General features: G+C 52.5%; 10 protein-coding genes. 6 read left to right on the top strand and 4 right to left on the bottom strand.

The genetic code is table 11. The features are described 5' to 3' along the window. Position 1 precedes the first annotated feature (1 nt). Together RHD99_RS14020 and RHD99_RS14015 are read right to left on the bottom strand one after the other, a co-directional pair. Positions 2-541: a TRAP transporter small permease subunit gene (locus RHD99_RS14020; protein WP_309874619.1), complete on the bottom strand. Its 540-nt coding sequence runs from the start codon at positions 539-541 to the stop codon at positions 2-4. 120 nt (positions 542-661) lie between these two features. Further along, entirely contained in the window at positions 662-1,675 is a 1,014-nt protein-coding gene (locus tag RHD99_RS14015; RefSeq protein WP_309874618.1) for a TRAP transporter substrate-binding protein, read from the bottom strand. 125 nt (positions 1,676-1,800) lie between these two features. Here RHD99_RS14015 and RHD99_RS14010 point away from each other — a divergent pair, with 125 nt between their 5' ends. Continuing rightward, positions 1,801-2,478 (top strand): GntR family transcriptional regulator, encoded by a 678-nt coding sequence (locus RHD99_RS14010; RefSeq protein ID WP_309874616.1) that lies wholly within the window; start codon positions 1,801-1,803, stop codon positions 2,476-2,478. A 565-nt stretch (positions 2,479-3,043) separates the two neighbouring features. Here the strand turns inward: RHD99_RS14010 and RHD99_RS14005 are convergent. Continuing rightward, positions 3,044-3,346, bottom strand: a complete 303-nt coding sequence (locus RHD99_RS14005) for a hypothetical protein (RefSeq protein WP_309874615.1) — start codon at positions 3,344-3,346, stop codon at positions 3,044-3,046. 219 nt (positions 3,347-3,565) lie between these two features. Continuing rightward, positions 3,566-3,880 (bottom strand): BON domain-containing protein, encoded by a 315-nt coding sequence (locus RHD99_RS14000; RefSeq protein ID WP_309874613.1) that lies wholly within the window; start codon positions 3,878-3,880, stop codon positions 3,566-3,568. A gap of 390 nt (positions 3,881-4,270) precedes the next feature. Here RHD99_RS14000 and RHD99_RS13995 point away from each other — a divergent pair, with 390 nt between their 5' ends. Genes RHD99_RS13995 through RHD99_RS13975 form a run of 5 tightly spaced genes read left to right on the top strand, consistent with a single transcriptional unit; the run spans position 4,271 to position 23,165 of the window. Next, positions 4,271-16,933, top strand: a complete 12,663-nt coding sequence (locus RHD99_RS13995) for a cadherin-like domain-containing protein (RefSeq protein WP_309874611.1) — start codon at positions 4,271-4,273, stop codon at positions 16,931-16,933. 33 nt (positions 16,934-16,966) lie between these two features. Continuing rightward, on the top strand, positions 16,967-18,880 hold the full coding sequence (locus RHD99_RS13990) for a TolC family protein (RefSeq protein ID WP_309874609.1): 1,914 nt from the start codon (positions 16,967-16,969) through the stop codon (positions 18,878-18,880). Between the two features lie 12 nt (positions 18,881-18,892). Beyond that, on the top strand, positions 18,893-19,714 hold the full coding sequence (locus RHD99_RS13985) for an efflux RND transporter periplasmic adaptor subunit (RefSeq protein ID WP_309874607.1): 822 nt from the start codon (positions 18,893-18,895) through the stop codon (positions 19,712-19,714). Then, the gene (locus RHD99_RS13980; protein WP_309874606.1) at positions 19,711-21,063 is read left to right on the top strand and encodes an efflux RND transporter periplasmic adaptor subunit; all 1,353 of its coding nucleotides are present in this window, start codon (positions 19,711-19,713) and stop codon (positions 21,061-21,063) included. Before RHD99_RS13985 ends, RHD99_RS13980 begins: the two co-directional genes overlap by 4 nt. Then, a complete protein-coding gene (locus RHD99_RS13975) occupies positions 21,060-23,165 on the top strand; it encodes a site-2 protease family protein (RefSeq protein WP_309874604.1) in 2,106 nt (701 codons plus the stop codon). Before RHD99_RS13980 ends, RHD99_RS13975 begins: the two co-directional genes overlap by 4 nt. Positions 23,166-23,287: the final 122 nt, after the last annotated feature.

The following is a 23,287-nucleotide window of genomic DNA, read 5'->3' as shown; positions in this document are numbered from 1 at the left end:
TCTAGCCTCCTTCAAATACAGTTGGGCCACGGCGAACTAATCGCACCAGGCGCAGATAAGCCACGGATAACATTAATAATGCACAGCAGAAAATCACCGCTTTAAGTAATGCCGGGGTGGGCAGATCAAAGGCTGATCCATTATTTTCCAGATGCCATGCTCCTGTCGGTGAACGCCAGGATTTTTCTACCATAATGAAACTGGCAAAACTTAATGCGGCAAAGAAAATGATTTGTGCGGTTTCGACAAACAAATCAAGGATATATTGTCCCTTAGGTTTGAGCAGTCTGTAGACCACATCAATGCTGATATGGCTTTTTTTCGCCACGCAATACAACCCGCCGTAGGTCAGGCAAATGCCGCAAAAAAAGACGGTTAATTCATGAACCCAAATGGTGGGGGCATCAAAAATAAAGCGGCAAATCACTTCATAAACAGCAATGATCACTGAGACTAAAAATAGTCCTGAAAGCAGGTTGCCAAAGCGAATAATGCCGCGTTCCAGCTTTGAAAATACGGCGGTTTGAGGAAGGTGTTCCATATTAATTCTCCAGAAATCAGGCAAACTCCCGCCATGCCTGCGCATAAAAGCGCAGCCAGGTTTTATCGGAGATTGGAGTGACCCGTTTAATCGTGGGCCAATATTGATTTAATTATTTTGCTAGAGCTTGCCCTGGCTTTTCAGCCATGTGGTGGTCTGGTCATATACTTTTTGAGAGAAAGCGGAGCGTTTTGCATATTCTTTCCATGTTATGCGCGCCTGCTGACGGAATTTAATACGTTCCTCTTCCGGCCAGTTAACGATTCTTACGCTGGGGTCGGTGCTTAATTTCGCCGCCACTTTAATATTGGCACTTTCCAGGCGGTTAACATATTCCCAGCTTAACCAGCGCACGGAGGTAAGCAGAATGGCGCGTAAATCTTCAGGCAAACCATCATAAATGGCTTTATTCATCGCAACTTCAATCGTTGGCATAGAATGGAAACCGGGATAGACCGGCGCTTTGGCAATTTTGTTGTAGCCATTCTCATCGTTGGTCGCCAGCGCTGACGCGTCGGCTGCGTCAATCACGCCTTTATCCAGCGAGGTGTATACCTCTGAGTGCGGTAAATTAACCGGCGCTGCGCCTACGTGGGCAAAGACATCCTGAATCATCCCTTCGGGCGATCGTAATTTCAGCCCTTTAAGATCGGCAACTCCACGGATCACTTTCTTTGAAACCAGCGCTTCCTGGCCCGGTGTTGCCGCGCCGAGGAACTGTACGCCATAAGGATTTTCCAGCTCGTTATATAATTTGTCACCGCCGCCGTACTCCAGGAAGCGATACAAATCGTAAGGTGTAGACCACGCCCCTACCATATTCCCGAGCAATGAGAAGGCAGGATCTTTACCGGCGAAATAGGTGGAATCGGTAATGTGGCCGGTCAGCAACCCGCTGCCCACCGCTTCGAGTGTTTCATTGTGAGCAACCACCGCGCCAACTGGCAGTATTTCGATATGAATACGCCCACCGGACATGGTTTCCACCTGTTTTGCCCAGTCCTGTTTAGTTTTGAACACGGTATTGCCGGGCTGATCACTGGACTGGAAAGTCCAGTTATACTCTGCGGCGTTGGCCGCAAAACCAACGAAGGTAGAGCAGGCGAGAACCGCGATAGCAAAGGCTTTTTTCATTATTTTATCCTTTAGTGTAGGGTAATTTAAAAGATGAAAATCATAGGGTTTGCCTTCATCTTGTGGCACACTGTATGCCAGTTGTGATGAAAATAAAACCTTTTTACTCACGGAAATTAACAATAATGAAACAGATAACTTCGTTAGAACGACCTAAGTCATTGACGACATTGACCTGTGATGTATTACGTAAAGAGATCCTCAATGGGGCACTGGAGATGGGGGAAGCACTTTCGGAAGTGACGACAGCTAAGCGTCTGGGTGTCAGTCGTACCCCAGTGCGTGAAGCTTTTTTCCAGTTGGGGATTGAAGGATTAGTGAAAACCGAGCCCCAGCGGGGAACGTTTGTGTTTCGTCTGGACCGCGAGGAGATGGCCGATCTGTGTAATGTGCGTTGTCTGCTGGAGTGCGAAGCTTTACGTCTGGTTTTTGCTAAAAAACCGCAGGCGCTGGCAAAGAAATGGAAAACAATCGTGCAGAAAATGACGTCTGCGCTGGAGGCGGGTGAGGTGGTGAACTATCTCAACCTCGATACGGAATTTCATCAGGTATTACTGACGCTCAGCACCAGTGAATATTTGCAGCAGGCTTACACGCCGCTGAATTTTAAAATTACCGCATTGCGTAATCGGCTGCACAAACACAGCGAGCATCTGGATAAAGGATTCAAAGAACATATCCATCTGGCGCAATTGGCGGCAGAAGGAAAACTTGAAGAAGCCATTAGCGTGATGCGTTCACATACGCTGCTTTTTGATGGCTCTTATTGGGAGTACAATGCCGGGCAAATCCTGCCCGAGTAATCAATCCACTCCTTTTTGTTGCTATTGATCAGAGACTGGCTTCTGTCAGTCTCTTGAGACGGATGACAAAGCTAATCCGTTGCCGAGTTATTATATTCAAATTTAATATAATCCAAAATACAAGATATGTTGTAAGGTGATATACGTTTAAAATGTTCAAAGAAACGATGATTTCTGAGAAATTCTTCAAAATTTAATACAGGATTCAACGTCGCGCTGTGGAGTTGTTTTATCCGTTTGTACGCTGTAAGGTCGCATATCGCCATCGAATAGTTATTGTTCGAGAAATATCGCCAAGCGTTATTACGAATTCCTCCAGCATGGATATATCGGTAAGGGTGGTATCATTGATTTGACCGGTTTCTTTTTCGCTAACGAAAAATATGTGACAACGACATTTATTAACGTCTTCTATATTAGTAGTAAGGTATCCACCATAAATAAATACCTCATGTTCGAGGTGATGTTTTATATTAATGGAATTCCTGCCACTTAATGCCTTTACCAGTTCAAAATGGCAGTAGGTTGTCAATACGGGTTTTATGATTGCATTTCCTCTGATATTTTAATAAATAGCAGCTCCGTAATCTATATTGAAAACCACGTCTCGCCGGGATGTTTGTAATTCTTTACGACGAATTGCATTTAATATTGAGTTGTTGTTATCACGCTCCATATATTGTGAACGGTAAAAATAAGTCGACCCTACGTCACCAGTGTTGTAATTAGTTGTAATAGCGACAATTTTTCCACTTCTGACCGCTGCGGTGACTAAAACATACAACACGTGCATTGTTAATAAACGCACGGAGATTGAATATCGCTTGCAGTCGAACGATATGACGATGTGGGTACGGCCAATGGACACAGTACCGCCATTTTAGCCATGCATGGGGTAGGGGGCGATCGATCCACTGCCGGGCTTGATGGTCGATATCGCCTATGCGGGTTCGCAGTTACGGGGGAAGATAAAGATCGCTCAGATGGTAGGTTTAAAATCGGTACTGGCTATATGTTTTGAACAAAATTTCGAGGAGAATATCCTCGAAATTAAATCAATATATCGGATATTATATAACGACAATCGTTACTTCAGAATAAGATCATTCTCAACCACCTGCACACCTTTAACAGACTTTGTCACTGCAACGGCTTTATTTGCTATGTCCTCAGAAGAAACGAAACCACTAAGCTGTACTCGCCCTTTAAAGGTTTCAACACTGATATCAGTGGAACTGATGTTTTTTTCACCCAACAGTGCACTTTTGACTCTGGTAGTAATAATCGTATCGTCAATATAATTCCCGGTGCTTTCTTTTTTTTCCGAACCGGCACAACCCGTTAATATAATCGTTGCAATTATGGCTGCGCTAAATAGAGAAATGACCTTCCCGGTTTTCATCGTGGATATCCTATATAATCTGATCTGATGACAGGAAAAAATACCAGATACACACAAGCTCTCAAGGGAATGTGTATCTGGTTAACGGACAACATCGTCATAAATGAAGACAACACGTATTAATGCCCCGCTATCTTACGTTTTCTACCGTGCTACGCAATGAACAACACTTTTTCATTTTTTGGAGGATCGGGTTGTTCGCTACGCACCAGATGTCGCTATCTTGTTCCGTTGATTGCAGATCGGGCATCTCGTTCAAGTCACTATTGCTAATCTCCCGCTATTTTGTGAAAAGTTATCAAGCAACAAATTAATTCACCGAATATATTTAAAGACAGGGAAAACCTTTCCAAACGGATGCTAACCATTTATCTGACTGAGTAATGCGCCATGTTCAGATGCAGAAATAGCCTTCCTCGCCGCCCATGCCATCACCGTTTCGCGCTGGAGGCCCGCCAACTCTTTGATGGTGCCGCAGTCGCGGAAGCCACACAGCACGCTGATAATCCTCAGGATGCTGTGCATCACGAGAATACGGTGCAGCCAACAAAAACGGTTTCTGTTGCGCAAACTTCAGCCGATGCCCCTCCTGCCCATCAGGTTTATGTCGTTGATAGCCGTGTACAAAACTGGCAGTCGCTGGTGAGTCAGTTGCCGCCGTCGAGCCGTGTGATTGTGCTCAATGATCAACAATCGGGTCTTGAGCAAATCAATAACGCACTAAAAAATGACAGTAATATCACAGCCCTACACATTATTAGTCACGGTGCGAGCGACTCACTCACATTAGGCAGCGACAAACTCACTGATAAGACGATTGCCAATTACCAGCAACAACTCGAACGCCTTGGCGAAAAGCTCACGCAAAACGGCGATATTTTGTTGTACGGCTGTGACATCACTTTCCATGACACTGTGCTAATTACTCGTATGGCAGATTACAGCCATGCGGATATTGCCGCTTCGAGCGATGCAACCGGCAGCACTGCGCTTGGTGGCGACTGGACTCTCGAATCGCACGCTGGAATTATCGAAACTCACGGGTTGACGCTGGCTTACGACGGCCTGTTGGAAGCCCCTGTGATTGCGACAAGCGCCCAGGATATCGTCGTTTCTGAACCTACCTCTTTACATCCTGGTACAGAAACCGCTCAATTCAGTGGCTGGACGATTACCGCCACCGATCCGGAAGTGGCCGTTTCTGTCACGTTGAGCAACCCTGCTGCGGGCAACCTGATCAGCAGCACCGCATCAGGCAGCACCCTTAGCTTTACGGGTACAGCCCTTGATGCTCAGGCCTGGGTTAATACACTCAAGTTTACCGCCAGCGATATTGAACTGGGGAACCAGTCGGTGAGCACCGGGGTAGATTTTACTGTCACCAGTGAGTCCGGCACTGACACTGCAACGACACATATCACCGTGACGCCGGCAAACGATCCGGTGGTGGTGAACGACAGCACGCTTTCTGTGCCGGAAACAGTGGGAGCAAACACGACCATTACCGAAGCAACACTGGCGGCACTCGATCCTGAATTGCAGGCGGGGGCGCAAAGCGCTTCACAAATCGTCTATAGCCTGACGGTGATGCCGCAATATGGCTACTTGACACTCAATGGTACGCGCATCGGTGTCGGATCGGTCTTTTCCCAGCAGGATGTACGCAACGGGGCGCTGGTTTATATCCACACGGCAACCGGGAATTCGCAAAACACCAATGACAGTTTTTCTGTGCTGGTCAATGATGGCGCAACCCCAATAGCCAGTTCTGACAGCGCCACCGTGACACTGCAAATCACTTCTGAAAACCAGCCGCCGGTACTCACCGGTAGCGGCGGTCGGGTTTATGAAGGACAACCGCAAAATGCGGTCACCACGGGCAATGTTGGGCTATATATCACCGCCGACGGCGGTGGTGATCCGCAAGACACCCAACTCACCTTAATGATCACTACGCTACCTGCTCATGGCACTTTGTTCTTTAACGGTATCCCCGTCATCCTGGGCCAGCAAATTGCCTATGCAGATAGAAATTTGCTGACTTACGCGAATGACGGTGAGGACGGCATCACTCAGGATACATTTGGTGTGCGTATCAGCGACCAGGGCGGCGGTACCGGAACGCCTGCCAGTACCGATGGCGTCATCACGCTGAATATTTTGCCTGTTGATGACGACCCAGTGCTTAACATCGATTCAACCTTACATGCCGATGTCGTCGCAGGGCCTGCGGATGTGACGTTGACGCCTGATATGCTAACCAGCGTTGATGTGGATTCACCGGCTGAACGTGTCAGCTTTATTGTTGATACTGCCGGTCTGACACACGGTTATCTGACCCTCAACGGGCTGCTATTGAAATCCGGTGATACCTTCACCATGGAAGAGCTGATCGAAGGGCGGGTGATTTATGTCCAGTATGTGAATGCTGATTTTATCGGGCAACAGGACACCTTTAATTTCCGTGTTATTGACCACTCCACCGCGCTGCGCTGGAACCCGGATGGCAGTACGTTTTCCCGTGAAGGAGGGATCTGGGACAGTGAGTCGGCAAGCAGCAGCCTGACCAGTTTCCCGTTCACCATCACGCTTATCCGCTTCACTAACGGACAAAACCCATCGCCCGATCAGGTGCCGCCGTGGAATGTCCCTGCCACTACCGAAAGCTCTGACTACATCGGTACGGATGTCACCAACCCTGCCAATCCGCCGCATGGCGTATTGGTAGAAGGGGGTTCGATAACGATTTCTGGCACTGGAAATATTACCGATGCCACACCGGGCATGAGTTATGTGGTGCAGGGTATCGACCCCAGCCAGGTGGTGTATACCTTTCTTGGCACGGGCAGTGGATCGGGGCAAAGCGGCCTGACGTTACTTAAAAGTGATGGGCAGGGCGGGAGTTCGGTCATCGTGCCTTTTGGTACTTTTACCCAGGCTGACCTGAATGCTGGGTTAATCCGTATCGTGCATGACGGTGGGGAAACATTTTTCTTTGACGGTTTATTCTCGGTTTCCGCCGGGCAGGTGACGCTGGATGCCCAAGGGAATCCCGTTGCTGTGACCTGGAATCCGGAGATGAAGGTCTTTGTCACTCCCATCAACGATATACCGCAAATTATAGGCTCCTCCACCACCGTGTTAGCTGAAGGCGAAACGGTGTATATCACCACGGCACAACTGCAAATCGGTGATGCGGATGATGCTAACAGCGGCTCACCCTGGGAAAGCGGAGTCCTGCTCAATGGGAGCAACAACTACGCTTTTAATAACGATGCGACAGGCGCAAATGCGCTGAAGTTTGTCATTCAGTCACTGCCGACGGGGGGCGTGCTGCAATATTTCAATGGCACCACGTGGGTAACAATAACCAGTGCTGATATTGGTACCCTGAGACTCGATGCCAGTCTGCTGAAAAGCGATAATAGCAGCGGTCTGCGGTTCGTCAGTAACAGTTCGGAAATACGTAGCACCAGTTTTATCGTTTCCGCTATTGACCGTTGGGGAGCACCTTCAGCCACTAATGCGACAGTGGGGATTATCATCACCAACGTCAATGATGGCCCGACGCTGCCCGCCACGCCTGACAGCCCGGATATTGTTGTGCCACCAGAAGCACCAAACCAGGTGGGCGGGCCACCCGTTAATGACCCAGTTACCGTCGTTGAAGGGGGCTTCCAGAAAATAACCAGCCTCAGTTTGCAAGCCTACGATCCGGACAGCACAGCCGAACAGGTGCACTACATCTTAACCGCCGCTCCGGCACACGGGCTTTTGGCGCGATCAACCGATGGCGTCACTTTCAGCACCATCGGCAACGGTTCAAACTTCACCCAGGACGACCTGAACAAAGGCTATATCTATTACCTGCATAATGGTGATGACGTGACTGGCAACGGCCTTAACGCCGATGGCTTTACCTTCACGATTTCTGATGGTGACAAAGAGCAGACCAATAACCATTTTGCCATTAACATCACACCCGCAGACGACGCCCCCGTTGTGAACGCTCCAGCCGGACCGATTAACGTCGGCGGAACCGTTCATAGTGTGGGGGGATTTACTGTCTCTGACCCGGACCTCTCCGGTTCTGCGACTAACGTGACGAATATTCTCCAGACCACCATTCGCCTGCTGCACAGCGATGGCTCTGTTTTCAGCCAGGGTGATTACAGCGGCATTATTATCAGCGTCACGGGAGTGAGTGGTTTAGTGGTGTCTGGTGGCAATCAGGCTTATCTGGTGCTGACGGGCACCGTCGCGCAAATTAACAGCGCCCTTAGCGGCCTGACGGTGACGTTCCCCAATGACCGTAACCTGACTTACCAGGTCCAGGTGATGAGCGACGATCGATTACGTAATGGCACCGGGCAACTCACTGGCGAAGCCAACGGTGGCCCGGTTAATCAGCCTGTTCCACCCACGTTTAGTACCCCACCGGGGCCAGTCGATGCAGTGACCTACAACTGGTATCAGGACGCAGTGCCAAACAATGGCAACGTGGTGGCGAATCAGGTGGTGATTAACGCTTCTGAAACCAACGACCCCGGTCATCTGGCGATTGGTAGTACCGATAAAACCACCTTTGAGGATCAGCCAACGTTTATTGGCGGGGATATCACGGTCAGCGATATCGAATCTAACGCCTTCAATTTGCCCGTCACATTGACCTTAACCGTTGCACAAGGCCAGCTCGGTATTGGCGGTGCAGGCACTCAGACCGAACTGAACGGTGTCACCATCAGCGGTGATAACAGTGGCACGCTGGTCTTAACGGGCACGGCGAATGCGATTCAAACGCTGCTTAATGATGCAAGCCTTGGACTGACCTACCTCAGTACTGCTAATGCCAACCAGGATCAAAACGGTGTGGCGGCAGGGGATGTCACGCTCACGATGCACCTTGATACCACAGGTTCGACCATCGGCACGGCGCTTGGCACTCCACCTGCGGATGTTATCGTTGCATTAACCATCATCCCAGTGAATGACAAGCCAACGGTCACGGCACCTACTAATACAATATTGTTGGATAACAACGCGCCCAATGGTAACCAGGTTCCCGGTTTTGTGATTGGTGATCCTGATATCAGTGACAGCGGCGGCATTGCCGCAGGTGAAACCGACATTGTGCAGGTGACGATACGCATCACCCATGAAGACGGTACACCTTTCGCCGTTGGGCAGTATCGTGACCAACAAAACTCAGCGATTAACATTACGTCCGGCAACACCACTTCCGGCGTAACGATTCAGTCCACCAGCCCGGATGGCGTGAATCCCCCCTCTAACGGGGAGGATGCGCCGTTGGTGATCACCGGGACTGTCGCGCAAATCAACGCTTATCTGGCGCAATTGCAGGTCAGAATGAGTGGCATCCAGCTTGATGATGCAGACCAGTATTTCCACGTTGAAGTGATTGTTGATGACCGTCTGCGAGATGCCAGCGGCAACCTGCTGCAGGGCGCAAACGGGGGCGATAATCCTGCCGCCAGCGGCAGTGGAACCACGCCGCCTGCGCAAACGGCTATCGATCCCTACGCGCTCATTCCGACCGGGCTTGAGCAGAACGTCACCGTGAATTACCGCACCGTCTTCCAGAGCAGTATTAACGATCCGGCGCAGATAAAACTAGGTGCCACGCCGGTGTTGAACGCCAATGAAGGTAGCGCCACCGTGACGTTACCAGCAATTGTGCTTAGTGATGTGGATGCCGGTAGCCAGGTGTTGAGCGCCACGGTAACTCTGCCTGCGGGATTTGTGTTTGTTGCCCCTGGCGGCAGTGGCGGCACGGTTACCGGCGTAGGCAGCGGAACATTAACGCTCACCGGCTCGCTTGCCGAGATCAATAGCCGCCTGGCAGCACTGGTCGTCACACTGCCGGACACACCCGGCAGCGCAACGGCGGCAGACTGGAACGGTAATTTTGGCGTTGTCGTCACGGTGAATGATGCCGGGCACTCTGGCTCACGTCCGGTCACCTTGCCCAATCTTACAGACCCAACGCAAGATCCCGGTGCGGTGAGTTACGCAGATGGAACATCCGCACAGATTATCACCACCCGCACATTTACCTTTACCGTCAATCCGGTCAATGACGTGCCGCCGGTGGCAGGGACACCGACGCAAACACTCGCCAGCGTGACAGAGGATTCGCTCAGTACTTCTGTTACGGGCAACACGGTGGCAAACCTGTTTGGCAGCTTCTTTGACGACAGCCATGACACGGTCAATAACAGCGGCAACGGGGGAAATGGTGGCACCAGTACCGACACTTTCTACGGTATTGCCATTAACCAGTTGACGGTTAACCCGGCGCAGGGCGAATGGCAATATACGTTTGATGGCACAACCTGGCTTGCGGTCGGCAATCGTAGCGACAGCAATGCGCTGGTCCTGACGGCGGGGAGTGCGCTGCGTTTTGTCCCCGCGGCAAACTATTTTGGCACTCCGGCAACGCTCGGTGTGCGGCTGGTGGAAACTAACACCAACAACGACAGTTCGACATCGCCCGTGGTGCCACCCAATGGCAGCGTGGTGGATATTAGCGCCGCGAACGCAAAAGGTGGTTCGGCGGTGTTCAGTGCCGAAATCATTACGTTGAGTACCAGCGTCAGCAATGTGAACGACCGTCCGACGCTAAGTGATATTGCGGTTTCTGTGGCAGAAGATTCGCGCACCACCGCCACCATTGCGGAAATCTTCCAGCCACTGTATAGCGATGCCATCGACAACCAGACGGCGATTGCGGGTGGGGGTAATGCCAGCGGCCCGCTCAGTTATATCGCCGTTTTTGGCGATACTACCGATCTGACGAAAGGCCATTGGGAATACAGTACTGACGGTGTGAACTGGACGGTTCTTCCAACCGATCTCAGCGCCAGCCACGCACTGGTACTTTCCAGTGCGACCTTTGGGCGTTTCGTGCCGCTGGCTGATTACAATGGCCCGATCCCCGGTGGCTTGCAAATACGTGCAACAGATACCAGCGACCCGGCGCTGAACGGGGTTTCTGGCTCGTTTGTCGATCTCACGGTTCACGCCCTCGATTCTGACCCTACTTCACACTGGTCGAATGCCATTACGCTCACCATCGTCGTGACCCCCGTGGTGGATATCGCCAACGATACTTTTAGTACTCATGCCGATGTCCCTCTGGTGATTAACGCCACTGATTTGCTGGCAAACGACAGTTTCACCAACGCCGATAAGACCGTTACCGTAGTGACTCAACCGTCGCACGGTACGCTGGACTACACCAATGGCGTGCTGACCTACACGCCGGAGCAAGGGTATGTTGGCCAGGATTCTTACACCTACACCGTCGTCAGCGGTGGAGTGAGCGAAACAGCCACGGTGGCGATTAATGTCACCAACCAACCTCCGGTTGCGGTGAATGACAACCGTACTCTTAACGAAGATACCTCTGCCACGGGCAACATCTTAACTAGCGATAGCGATGCGGATACGGATGCGATAACCCTGACGACTTTCACGGTGGAGGGGCAGACTTACGCGGCGGGTACGCTGGTGACCCTTGCCGCAAGCCACGGTACGTTGCAAATCAACGCCGATGGCAGTTATGTCTACACACCCGGTGGTGACTGGCATGGCGATATTGCCGTCAGCTATAACATTACCGACGGAAATCAGGGCGGGACGGCGAGTGCTACCTTCGGCTTGCACATTAACGCGATAGCCGATGCGAAAAATAACATCGCCATCGCCCACGCCAACACGGTCATCACCACAGATGTGCTGGCGAATGACACCTTTGTTAACCCGGATCGCGCCATCACCAGCTTCACTCAGCCGCTGCACGGTACGGTCACGCAAGGACCGGGCACCAGTCTCATCTACACGCCTGATAGTGGTTTCGTGGGCAGTGATTCCTACACCTACACTGTAGCCAGTGGTGGCGTGACCGAAACCGCGACCGTGTTTATCGTGTTAACCAATAATTCGCCTACCGCGACGAATCAGATTGCCGCGACGGATGAGGACACGCCGATAACGGGTAACGTGCTACGGGGCATTATCGACCCGGATGGCGATCCATTACACGTTGCGGATTACCAGATTGCTGGCGTCACGGGCACATTCCTGGCAGGGGAAACCGCGGTCATTCCGGGCGTCGGAACCTTTATCGTTCTGGCTGACGGCAGTGCCACTTTTACCCCGATAGCCGACTGGAATGGCGTGGTGCCAACGATCACCTTTAACGTCGCGGATAACACCAGCGATCCACCGATTGCCTGTACTCTGGATATCACCGTGCGCGCCGTTGCCGATATTGTGTCAGATGTGGCGAGCACCCATGCAGGGCAGGCCGTCACCATTGATGCGCTGGCCAATGATCATTTCAGCAATAGCGATGCCACGATTACCGCCGTCGGTACGCCGCTTCACGGTAGTGTGAGCATTGTTAATAACCAACTGGTGTACACACCGACTCAGGGTTATGTCGGTGACGATACGTTTAGTTATTCCGTCACCAGCGGGGGGATTGTCGAAACCGCCTCTGTCACCGTCACGATGACGAATACCGTGCCGGAAGTCAGTCCGACTTTGATCAGCACACCGGAAGATACGCCAATTGTGAACGGCAACTTGCTGGCTGATGCCAGTGATGCAGATAGCGATACGTTAACGGTGACCGATTTTACGGTGGAGGGGGTGACTTACGCTGCCGGGCAAACCGTAACCATAGCGGGGCAAGGCACGCTCACCGTCACCAGTGCAGGGTTATATACCTTTACACCCGTAGCTGACTGGTTTGGACTGGTTCACCCCATCACGTTTACTACCAGTGACGGCAACGACGGCGGCGAAGTGAATAGCATACTGTTAATTCTGGTGCTGCCTGTCACCGATATTCAGCCAGACAACGCCACCACCCACGCGGATAACGCTGTGGTGATTAATGTGCTGGGTAACGACACCTTTAGCAATGCGTCGCCAGTTGTGACGGTTGCGCCTGACAGCAGTACCGTCGGCAGCATCACCGTGCTTGCAGATAATACCGTGCGTTATACCCCGCCACTGGGTTTTGTGGGCACGGATACGTTTACCTACACCGTCGTGAGCGGGGGAATTAGCGAAACCAGCACGGTCACGGTTGTCGTCACCAACACCCCGCCACAAACCACGGACACGCCAGCCAGCATCAACGAAGACGGTGGAGCGCTGAGCGGTGGGCTGAATGTCTCCGATCCTGACAGCGATGTTTTGCGTGTGCTCTCATTCCAGGTGGCGGGTATGGACGGGACATTTGCCGTTGAGAATCGTGGCAGTACGACCATCACTATTCCTGGTGTGGGCGATTTGACGATGAGTTACGACCACCAGTACAGCTTCACGCCGGTGGCTGACTGGAATGGCACCGTGCCGACCATCACCTACATTGTGACCGACGATAACGGCGATGCTCAGGCGAGCGGCACGCTGAATATTGTGGTGGTTCCGGTGGTGGATATCGCCGATGACAGCATCACGCTACAGGCTGGAACCGCTTCCGCCAATAACGTATTGGCTAACGATACTTTTGAGAACAGCGACCGGATGGTGACTGCGGTGACACAAGGGCTGCACGGCACGGTCACTATTGGCAGTAATGGTGTGGTGACGTACACGCCAGCACCGGATTACGTTGGTACCGATTTATACACCTACACCGTCACCAGCGGCGGCGTGACGGAAACCGCGACCGTTTCTGTCACCGTAACGAACACCGTTCCGGTCGCACAGCCCGATAGCCAAACGGCGGACGAAGACATCACAATTTCTGGCAATGTGCTGAGCAATGACAGCGACAGTGATACGACCGATACCCTGAGCGTCATTTCGTTTACGGTATCAGGTGATGCCGTGACGCATCTGGCTGGGGAAACGGTCACGCTCGCGGGATTTGGTGCGCTGACTTTACGCGCTGACGGCAGCTACAGTTTTGTGCCTGTCGCCGACTGGAACGGTGCGGTTCCGGTTATCTCTTACACCCTAAGTGACGGGCACACTGGCGGTACCGCCAGCAGCACATTAACCCTGAACGTTACGCCAGTGGTCGATATTCAGCCTGATGTGGGGGCCACCCATGCAGGCGTTGCTGAAACCATTGATGTGCTGGCAAACGACAGCTTTGAAAATGCCGGTCGTGTCATTACCGCCACCACAAACGGTGAACATGGCAGCGTCACCATCGTCGACGGGAAAATTGTTTATACCCCGCAACCGGGCTACGTTGGGCTGGATAACTTCACGTATACGGTCACAAGCGGCGGCGTGACTGAAACCAGCAATGTCACCGTTAATGTCACGAATACGGCCCCGCAGGCGGTTGCCGATATCAGTACTTCACCGGAAGACACCCTTGTGACGGGGAATGTCTTGCAAAACGATCGCGACCAGAACGGTGACCCGATTTTCGTTAACGGATTTGCAACCACTGATGACAGCTCGGCCCATGCTCCAGGTACATCATTGACGTTTGCCGGAATGGGCGTTTTCACACTCAACCGCGATGGAAGCTGGAGCTTCCAGCCTGTTGCCGACTGGAACGGAACGCTGCCCACCATTCTCTACACGATTACCGACGGGAATATTGGCGGCAACTCAGGGGCTTCTCTGGACATCACTATTTCCCCTGTACAAGACGCCATTAATGACAATGTGACGACTCACGGCAACGTGGCGGTCACGACAGATGTTCTGGCTAATGACACATTCTCTAATCCCGATAAAACCATTGAAAGCGTGACGCAAGGTGCTCACGGCAGCGTGGCGATTGTCAATGGTCAGATACTCTATACGCCGAACACGGGTTATGTTGGCCCGGATAGTTACACCTACACCGTACTCAGCGGGGGGATTCTGGAAACCGCCACGGTAACGGTGGCGGTCCAGGACGAGCGCCCCGTTACGCGCCCGGATCTGAACTTCACGCCGGAAGATAATGTTGTCACGGGCAATGTCCTGGCAAATGACAACGATCCCGACGGCGACCCATTGGTCGTCACACACTACCTTGTTGCGGGGCAAATCGTGCTGGCGGGCGATTCAGTCACCCTTGCAGGTGTTGGAGAGTTGGTGCTGCGTGCTGACGGCAGTTACACACTGACGCCGGTTGCTGACTGGAATGGCACGGCACCCGTGGTTATCTATACCGTCAGCGATACATTGTTCGGGGGTATCAGCTCCGGACTGTTAGTGATTAACATGACTGCGGTTCAGGATGCGATAGCGGATAGCACCACCACCCATGCCGGTCAGCCTGTTACCACGGACGTATTAACCAACGACACGTTCAGTAATCCGGATGCGACAATAACCGCCGTGACCAACGGAGCAAACGGCACCGCTGTGTTAGTCGATGGGCAGATTGTCTACACTCCGCGCAGCGGTTTTGTGGGCAACGACACTTACACTTACACCGTCACCAGCGGTGGCGTCAGTGAGACGACTACCGTCAACGTGCAGGTCACCAACAGCGCGCCTGTGGTTGAAGATGAAAAAGTGATTACTCCGCAAGGAACGGAAATCTCCGGCAACCTGCTCGTCAACGACAGCGATCCCGATGGGGATCCTATTCATCTTTCCCTGTACCAGGTTGACGGCGCAAAATACCTCGCCGGTGAGACGGCGACCCTTGCTGGCGTGGGGCGTCTGACCATTCAGGCCGATGGCAGCTATCTTTTCGTGCCAGAAAGCAGCTACCGGGGATTTGTGCCACTCGTCATCTATACCGTAAGCGACGGTAACGAAGGTGGGGAGACGAGTAGTACGTTGCGTATTTTGGTCGCCCCTTCGCTTGAAATTGTTGTTGATGAAGCAGGGCTTACCCCTCTAGCTCCCGGAACAGATGAGGTCAGTGGAAGATTGAATATTCTTGCGCTCAATCCAATACGCTCAGTCACTTTGCTGGGCCAGACCATCCCGGTCGAACAACTTACGCGGATATCCCCTCTGGCGCCGATTGTCATTGAAACCATCAATGGCACCATGACGTTGCAAGCTTTTTACAGCTTTGCGGAAGGCGAGGCGTATATCGACTACCAGTTTGTCCTGCGGGGGGCGGTATCTCAACCCGGTCAGTCTGCAACCTTTAATGACTATGATATTGATGTGAACGGCATCACGATTGGGAATCTTCGCATTACTGTCGTGAATGATCACCCTATCTCTACCGATAACAGTGCGGAAATTGTGCAGGACAGCGGCCAGACCTCTGCCAGCGGAAACGTACTCAACGATGACCGTATCGGTGCAGACAGGGCACCAGCAAATGGGGCTGTGATGGGTGTTGTTTCACAGAACACAGGTGCCGTGGGTACCGTGGGCGGCACCAGTTCAGGGCAATATGGCTCACTCTTCCTTGACGCTTTCGGCAACTGGCAATACCAGATAAACGCAGGTGATCCACGGCTGGCGGCACTGGATGCGAGCGCCTTCCTCACCGATGTTTTTGTCTACACGATTGTCGACAGCGACGGCGGTATCAGCCAGGCACGGCTGACGATTGTCATTTATGGCGTGACCGCGGTGCAAAACGTCACCTCTGGCGGCGAAGACTTCTTCTATCAAAATGGCAGCGCCTTGTTTAATCACGGTGGTGCAGATTTTGCCTCAGTTGCACAAAAAAGTTACCAACCGGGCTTGTTTATTCTGCCGTTAATCTATGATTTACAAAGTGACAGTCTGAGTCCTGAGCGGTTGTGGGATAAACAGCTCGCGACTTATGGTTACGGTGTTATGCAGGCAGACACGCCGATTCTAGAAAGTATTCTTTTGACCCGCTGGTATTACGATAGCCGTGAGCAGCGGGGTGTGCCGTCACTCGAAGGTAATGGCCTGGGGAGAAACCTTTTGTGGGATGCGTTTAGTCCCTTTGGTATTCGCCAGGCATCGCTTCGTGAACCTTTTGAAATACCTGTTCCACAAGGGGAACAACAGGCGGTAACACACGGTTCAGTCACCCTTACGGCGCAACTCGCCGCACTGGGCAGACAAACAGCAGTAAGCACTAAACAGATTGCGATCCCGACAATAACTCGCCAGTAGAGGCTGAGGTCACCTGCAAACAAGGAGAATGCGATGATGAGTGCATCTGTCCTGGTATCAGGCTCAAAATGTGAAGTGCAGTGGGTTAAACCGATGACCGGGCTGATTGCTGTACTGCTTCTGGCGGGCTGTGGAACCATCAAACCCGAACCCTTCACACAGAGTGAAATCACCGCGCGGGCGAATCGCGACCGGGCTGAAATGTACAAGGGCCAAGAATCGCTAAACGGCCCGCTAACGCTTTCCGATGCGATGGCCCGGGCGTTGAAATACAACCTCGATTATCGTCTGAAGATGATGGAAACCGCGTTGTCTCGCAGTCTTCTTGACGTTTCACAGCAGGACATGCTGCCGAAACTGATGGCTGACGCGGGGTACCGTTGGCGTGATAACGATTCTGGAGGGACCAGCGTCGGCATCGAGGATGGCCTTGTCAGTTTGCGTCCGTCCACTTCAGAAGAGCGCCAACACTATCTTGCCAGCGCGACCTTCTCATGGGATGTGCTCGACTTCGGTATGAGCTATTTCCGCGCCAAACAACAGGCGGATGAAGTGAATATCGCCGAAGAGCGCCGCCGCAAAGTGCTGCAAAATATTGTTCAGGAAGTCCGTGATTCCTACTGGCGAGCGCTGGGTGCACAGCGTCTGCTGAATGAAACTCAGCCGCTGGCGGCACAGATAACCGAAGCGCTGGATAAAACGCGCGTGGCGGAACAAGCTGGCGTGTTACCACCGGTTGAAGGGCTGGAATACCAACGAGCGTTGCTGGATGCCATCACATTGCTCAACGAAAAACGTCAGCAAATGGACCTGGCGAAAAGTGAGCTGACGGCATTGATTAATCTGCCGCCAGGCACGCCGTTAATTTTACAGGATACGCCTGTACCACTTGCTCCTACGCCAACCCATATCGACAAGCTTGAACAAATGGCGCTGGAACGCCGCCCGGAACTGCGTGAAGAAGATTACAAAACGCGCATTAACAGCTATGAAACTAAACGGCAAATCGCCTCGCTGTTCCCTAATCTGAATTTGTTTGCCGGGATTAATTACGACTCGAACGACTACCTTTACAATAACAACTGGATTGAAAGCGGCGTCGGCGTCTCCATGAATCTGTTTAAACTGCTGAGTATTCCGGCCATCAGCGATGCCAATGATGCCCGTAGCAAAACCGACGATGCGCGGCGTATGGCTCTGAGTATGGCGGTATTAACTCAGGTGCGCGTTTCGGTCGAACGTTACAAACTTGCCAGCTATGATTTCCAGATAGCCGAACAATCCGCCCAGGTTGACCAGCGTCTTGCCAGTATCTCCCGGGCCGGCTCGGAAAACTCACTCACCAGCGATCTGGAAACCTTGCGCACACAGGCTCGATCCATTGTTTCTCGTTTCGAAGCGGCAACCTCTTATGCAGAAGCGCAGGCGGCGTATGGGCGAGTACTCAATTCAGTCGGCATAGATTTGCTGCCAGACCAGGTGACAAAAACCGATGTTGCCAGTCTCTCACGCCAGATCCAGACCAGCTTACGCCAGCAAGAAAGCAGCGTATTTGCCCACAATGCAGGCATGGCGGTGGGTGAACAACATTCCGTCAATGTACAGATCCTTCGCATGCCTGCTGGCGCATCGCGTTCCAGCGTCAAAGAGGCGGTAAGTCGCGTCATGGTCGCAAACCATCTCTCTCTTGAGCCTTCGCCAAAAAGTATCACGCTGCAAATGCGCTTTAACGTTGTCAACAGCAACGGTATGCGCAAAGGGGTGTGGACCATGAGCGTGATCGATGCCAATGACGCTGAAGTCTTGACTCGTCAGTATTTGAGTTATTTGCCAAATGAAATCACGACTCGTTCAGTGAGTGCGTTGGCAGAAGCCGCAGCGCTCGCTGTGACTGGCGATTTGCAAAGAATTGCGGGCGTCACCCCGGTGTTGACGACAGCGCCATAAGGAAAACTAACGATGAACCGATCAATAATCACAGGTGACCGGCGAGTCAGCCACCTGGTAAAAGTGTGCCTGGTTTTAATGCTGCTGATAGCACCTCCGCTGAAAGCCGCGGAGTCGACTGCCGGGCAAGGTAAGCAAAATGTCCGTTTTTTGGTTCTGGCCAATCGGGAAAGTCCACTTTCCAGCGTCGTCCCCGGACGCATAGCCAAAGTGAATGTGGCGCTCGGCGACAGTGTTGCTCAGGGCAAAGTCCTGGCCACCATGGACTGCAGCGATCTGGTTGCGCGCCGTAACGCCGCTGAAGCGGAGTATCGTGCCGCGCAATTACGCTATGAAGCGAAAGCAAAACTTCAGGGGCTACAATCAGCCGCAGCGCTGGAAGTCGGGCTGGCGGCGGCGGATGTCAATCGTACCAAAGGGCAAATGGGTATCTTTGATGCTCAATTGGCGCAATGCCGTTTTATTGCTCCTTTTGCCGGGCGTATCGCTAAAATTTATGTCAAAGAAGGGCAGGGAATTGGAGCGGGAGCACCGGTAATCGATCTGGTGGGCAGCGGAACCCTGCGGGCGCGTTTAAATGCCCCCTCAAGTTGGGTGGCATGGCTGAAAGTGGGCTCGCAACTTAACGCAACGGTGGGAGAAACGGGGAAGCAGTTCCTGCTCACGGTGACAAATATTAGCGGCAAAGTGGATGCCGTAAGCCAGACTATTGAGATTGAAACCCGTTTTCCGGATAAAACAGACGACGTTTTACCGGGAATGAGTGGGTTAGCCGTCGCCATGTGCCCTGCAGGGGAGGGCGACTGCATGACCAAGGGAGCGTCAGAACAGTGACCTCCAGTGCTGCTTTTTATCAGTTGGCGGCGCGGGTCGAAACCATAAACAACGCCGCCGAGCTGGGCTTTGTTATCTGCAATGAGACACGCCTGCTGGTGGAATATCGTCAGGCGGCTTTGCTCTCCCTCACGCCTTCCAACCGTGCCCGTCTGATTGCGCATTCTGGGTTAAGTGATACCGACAACAACACGCCTTATGCACTTTGGCTTGCCGAGGTTGCGCGAGATATTTCTTCGCATTGCCGCACGTTACCCGCGACAGCTCGCGTGCTGGCGCTGACCCCTGAATTGTTAAAGGAAACGCTTGCCAGCCAGTGGAATGAGTGGTTTCCCCCTCACGTCTGGGTATTGCCACTGACAGGTGCTGACGGTGAAATTCGCGCGCTGTGGTTTATAGGCCGCGACACGCCGTGGCCCAGCACGCTTGCCCCGACATCGGCCGAATTTTCCCTGTTGCAACTCGCGGGTTTGTACGGTTATGCGTGGTGGGCGCTGAATGCTCGCCCCTCGCGCTTCATGCGCTTATGGCAGCAAAATACAGGTCGTCGTTTGGGTATTATCACGCTGTGTTGCCTGTTAATACTCTGTATCCCTGTGCGCGAATATACGCTGGTGCCCGTTGAGATTATTTCGCTGAAAAGTGAGGTTATTGCCGCTCCCGATACCGGTGTTATCAAGCGTATCAATGTGTTGCCGAACAGTGATGTCGTTAAAGGACAAGTACTGGCGATACTGGATGACATCACGTTACGCAATCGTCTGGCGGTGGCCGAGGCGGAGCTACAAACCGCCGACACCACCTTGCACCAGGCGTCGCAACAGGCGATTGAAGATCAGCAGGCAAAGGTCGATCTCGCGATGGCCGAGGGAAAATGGCGAGAAAAACAGGTCGAAGTGGAGTCACTCAAACGCGACCTCGACAAGCTCACGATTCGCGCGCCAGGCAACGGTGTGTTTGTCTATTCTGACCCGGATGACTGGGCGGGGCGTCCGGTGCAAACCGGTGAACGCATTGGCTTGTTAGCTGATCCTACGGAGCTGGGGGTTCGTGCGTGGGCGCCGGTGAGTGAATCCACCAACCTGAGTCGCGGCGCGCCAATGACGATTTTTTTAAAAGTCGCACCACTGGAATCACTCTCTGCACGGCTGGATTATGCCGGTTATCAGACCGTTGAAGCGCCAAACGGCGTAGCCAGTTATTTGTTACGTGGCACGCTGCAAGGCAAGCCAGAAGTGGCTCGCATCGGCTTGCAAGGTACGGCGCGCGTGACGGGTAACTGGAGCATTTTGGGTTATCTGTTATTAAGGCGTCCTGTCGCGACATTGCGCGCCTGGGGGGGCTGGTGATACCAGGAGCTGCCTCTGCTCCGCCGTGGCCTGCGCTGCGTGATGAACTGCGCCTGAATCCCGCAGGAACCAACCGCGACGGCTCTCCCGCCTGGCACCTGATTGATCCTGTACGCAATCAGTTTTTTCGTATTGGTTGGCTGGAAATAGAAATCCTCAAACGCTGGCAACTGGCAGACGCGGCAAAAATTGCGCAACTCATCAACCAGCAAACCACACTGGTTGTTGAGGATGAGGACATCAAAGAATTTGTGCTGTTTTTACAACAGCAGCAGCTTTTGCGCAGCGCTCAATACCGTCCAGCCACGTCGGTCTGGAAATGGTTATTACACAGCTACCTTTTTATTCGCATTCCACTTATCCATCCAGAAAAAGCATTGCGCAAAGTGTTGCCTGTTCTGCAACCGCTGTTCAGCAAAACCTTTCTGATGCTGACCATGTTAGTTGCTGTACTTGGCATTGTTCTTGCCGCCCGCCAGTGGGATACGGTGGTAGCCACCTTGCATCATTCAATCAGTTGGCACGGCGCGCTGGTGTTTGCTGCCGCACTGGTGTTTTCCAAATGCTGGCATGAATTGGGTCATGCGCTGACTGCCATGCGCTATGGCGTGCGCGTCGGGCATATGGGCGTGGCGTTGCTGGTGATGTTGCCTATGGCCTATACCGATACCGGCGAAAGCTGGAAACTGAACCGTTCACGTGACCGCTTGAAAATCGCCTCCGCCGGGATAATTGCAGAACTGGTACTTGCCGCGTGGGCCACACTGCTGTGGTCATTCGCACCGGAAGGCAGTGTAAAAAATGCACTGTTTTTTCTTGCCAGCACGGCCTGGGTGATGACTATTGCGGTCAATGCCAGCCCGTTTATGCGTTTTGATGGCTACTATATCCTTACCGATCTGCTTGATTTTCCAGGTCTTCACGAACGGGCTGGAAACTGGGCTAAGCGGGCGATGCGCTGGCATCTGTTCGGTATTAACGACCCTGTGCCGGATAATATCAGCCCCGCATTTGCGCGTTTTTTGACCCTGTTTGCTTTTTGCACCTGGATTTATCGTCTGCTGTTGTTTATCGGCATCGCTGTGCTGGTGTATCACGCTTTTTTTAAAGCGCTGGGTGTGGTGCTCTTTTTAGTCGAGATCGTTATTTTTGTGGTGCAACCTATGATCCGGGAAATCAAAATTTGTTGGGGGCGGCGCAAGGAAAGTCGACCATTTTATCTTGCCAGAGTGCTGATTTTACTGGCCCTGGCGTCGCTGGTTATTTTTGTTCCCTGGTCAAACAAAGTGACGCTACCCGGTGTCATCGAAGCCGGTTTTTTACAGCCGATTTACACGCCTTATGGCGCAAGGCTTGTGAAAGTATGGGTAACTGACGGGCAGCAGGTTGCCGCCGGCCAACCTCTGTTTGAACTGGAGGCCACTCTTCCTGAAACATCTCAACATAAAGCTGAAGAACTCCGCCGGGCGTGGGAATTGAATGCCCGTGGCGCACTTGGTCTCGACAAAGACGGCCCGGCAAAACAGGTGTTAGCAGAACAGATGGCACGCCAGTTTTCGCTGGAACAAAGTGCAGGCAGCAATGAGTTACGTCGCCTGAAACTGGTAGCGGCTTCCACGGGAGTGATTGAAGACCGCGACATGACGTTGCAAACCGGTAGCTGGGTTTCACCTTCGACACGAATCGCCACGCTGGTCGATACTCGCCGTTGGCGCGTCAGGGCGTTAATCACTGAAGATGATCTGGAACGTATACACTTGGGTGCTGAAGCAAAAGTTTATCAACAAGGTGAATGGCAACCGTTGACGGGTCGTGTGGTCTCAATCGACCACAGTGCCGTTGTACGTCTGCCTTCGTTATTGTTGGCTAAAGATCACGGTGGGCCTGTGACGCTCAATCCCACTGCACCCGCTAAAGATCTACGCCCGCAGGCGGTCTGGTATCGCGTGTCGATTGAAGGTGAGGGGAGCGATACGACACTCAAACGTGAAAATTTGGTGGATATCACCGTCACAAGTCAGCGTCAAAGCCTCGCTCATCGGTGGCTTAACAGCATTTCTTTGATGCTGATTCAGCAGACGGGGTTAGGAAAAGAGGGATAACAGATTTTTATCTACTCCAAGCTATAGTGACGACACTCTACGTTTTTAATTTTTCGCATATTCTATTTAATTTACACGCTCACCACGTTTCACTTATTCTCAGCGCCCGTTGTGGCACTCGC

It is taken from the genome of Buttiauxella selenatireducens (assembly GCF_031432975.1).
Taxonomy (GTDB): Bacteria; Pseudomonadota; Gammaproteobacteria; order Enterobacterales; family Enterobacteriaceae; genus Buttiauxella; species Buttiauxella selenatireducens.
This window is presented reverse-complemented; position numbering and strand designations above follow the sequence as displayed.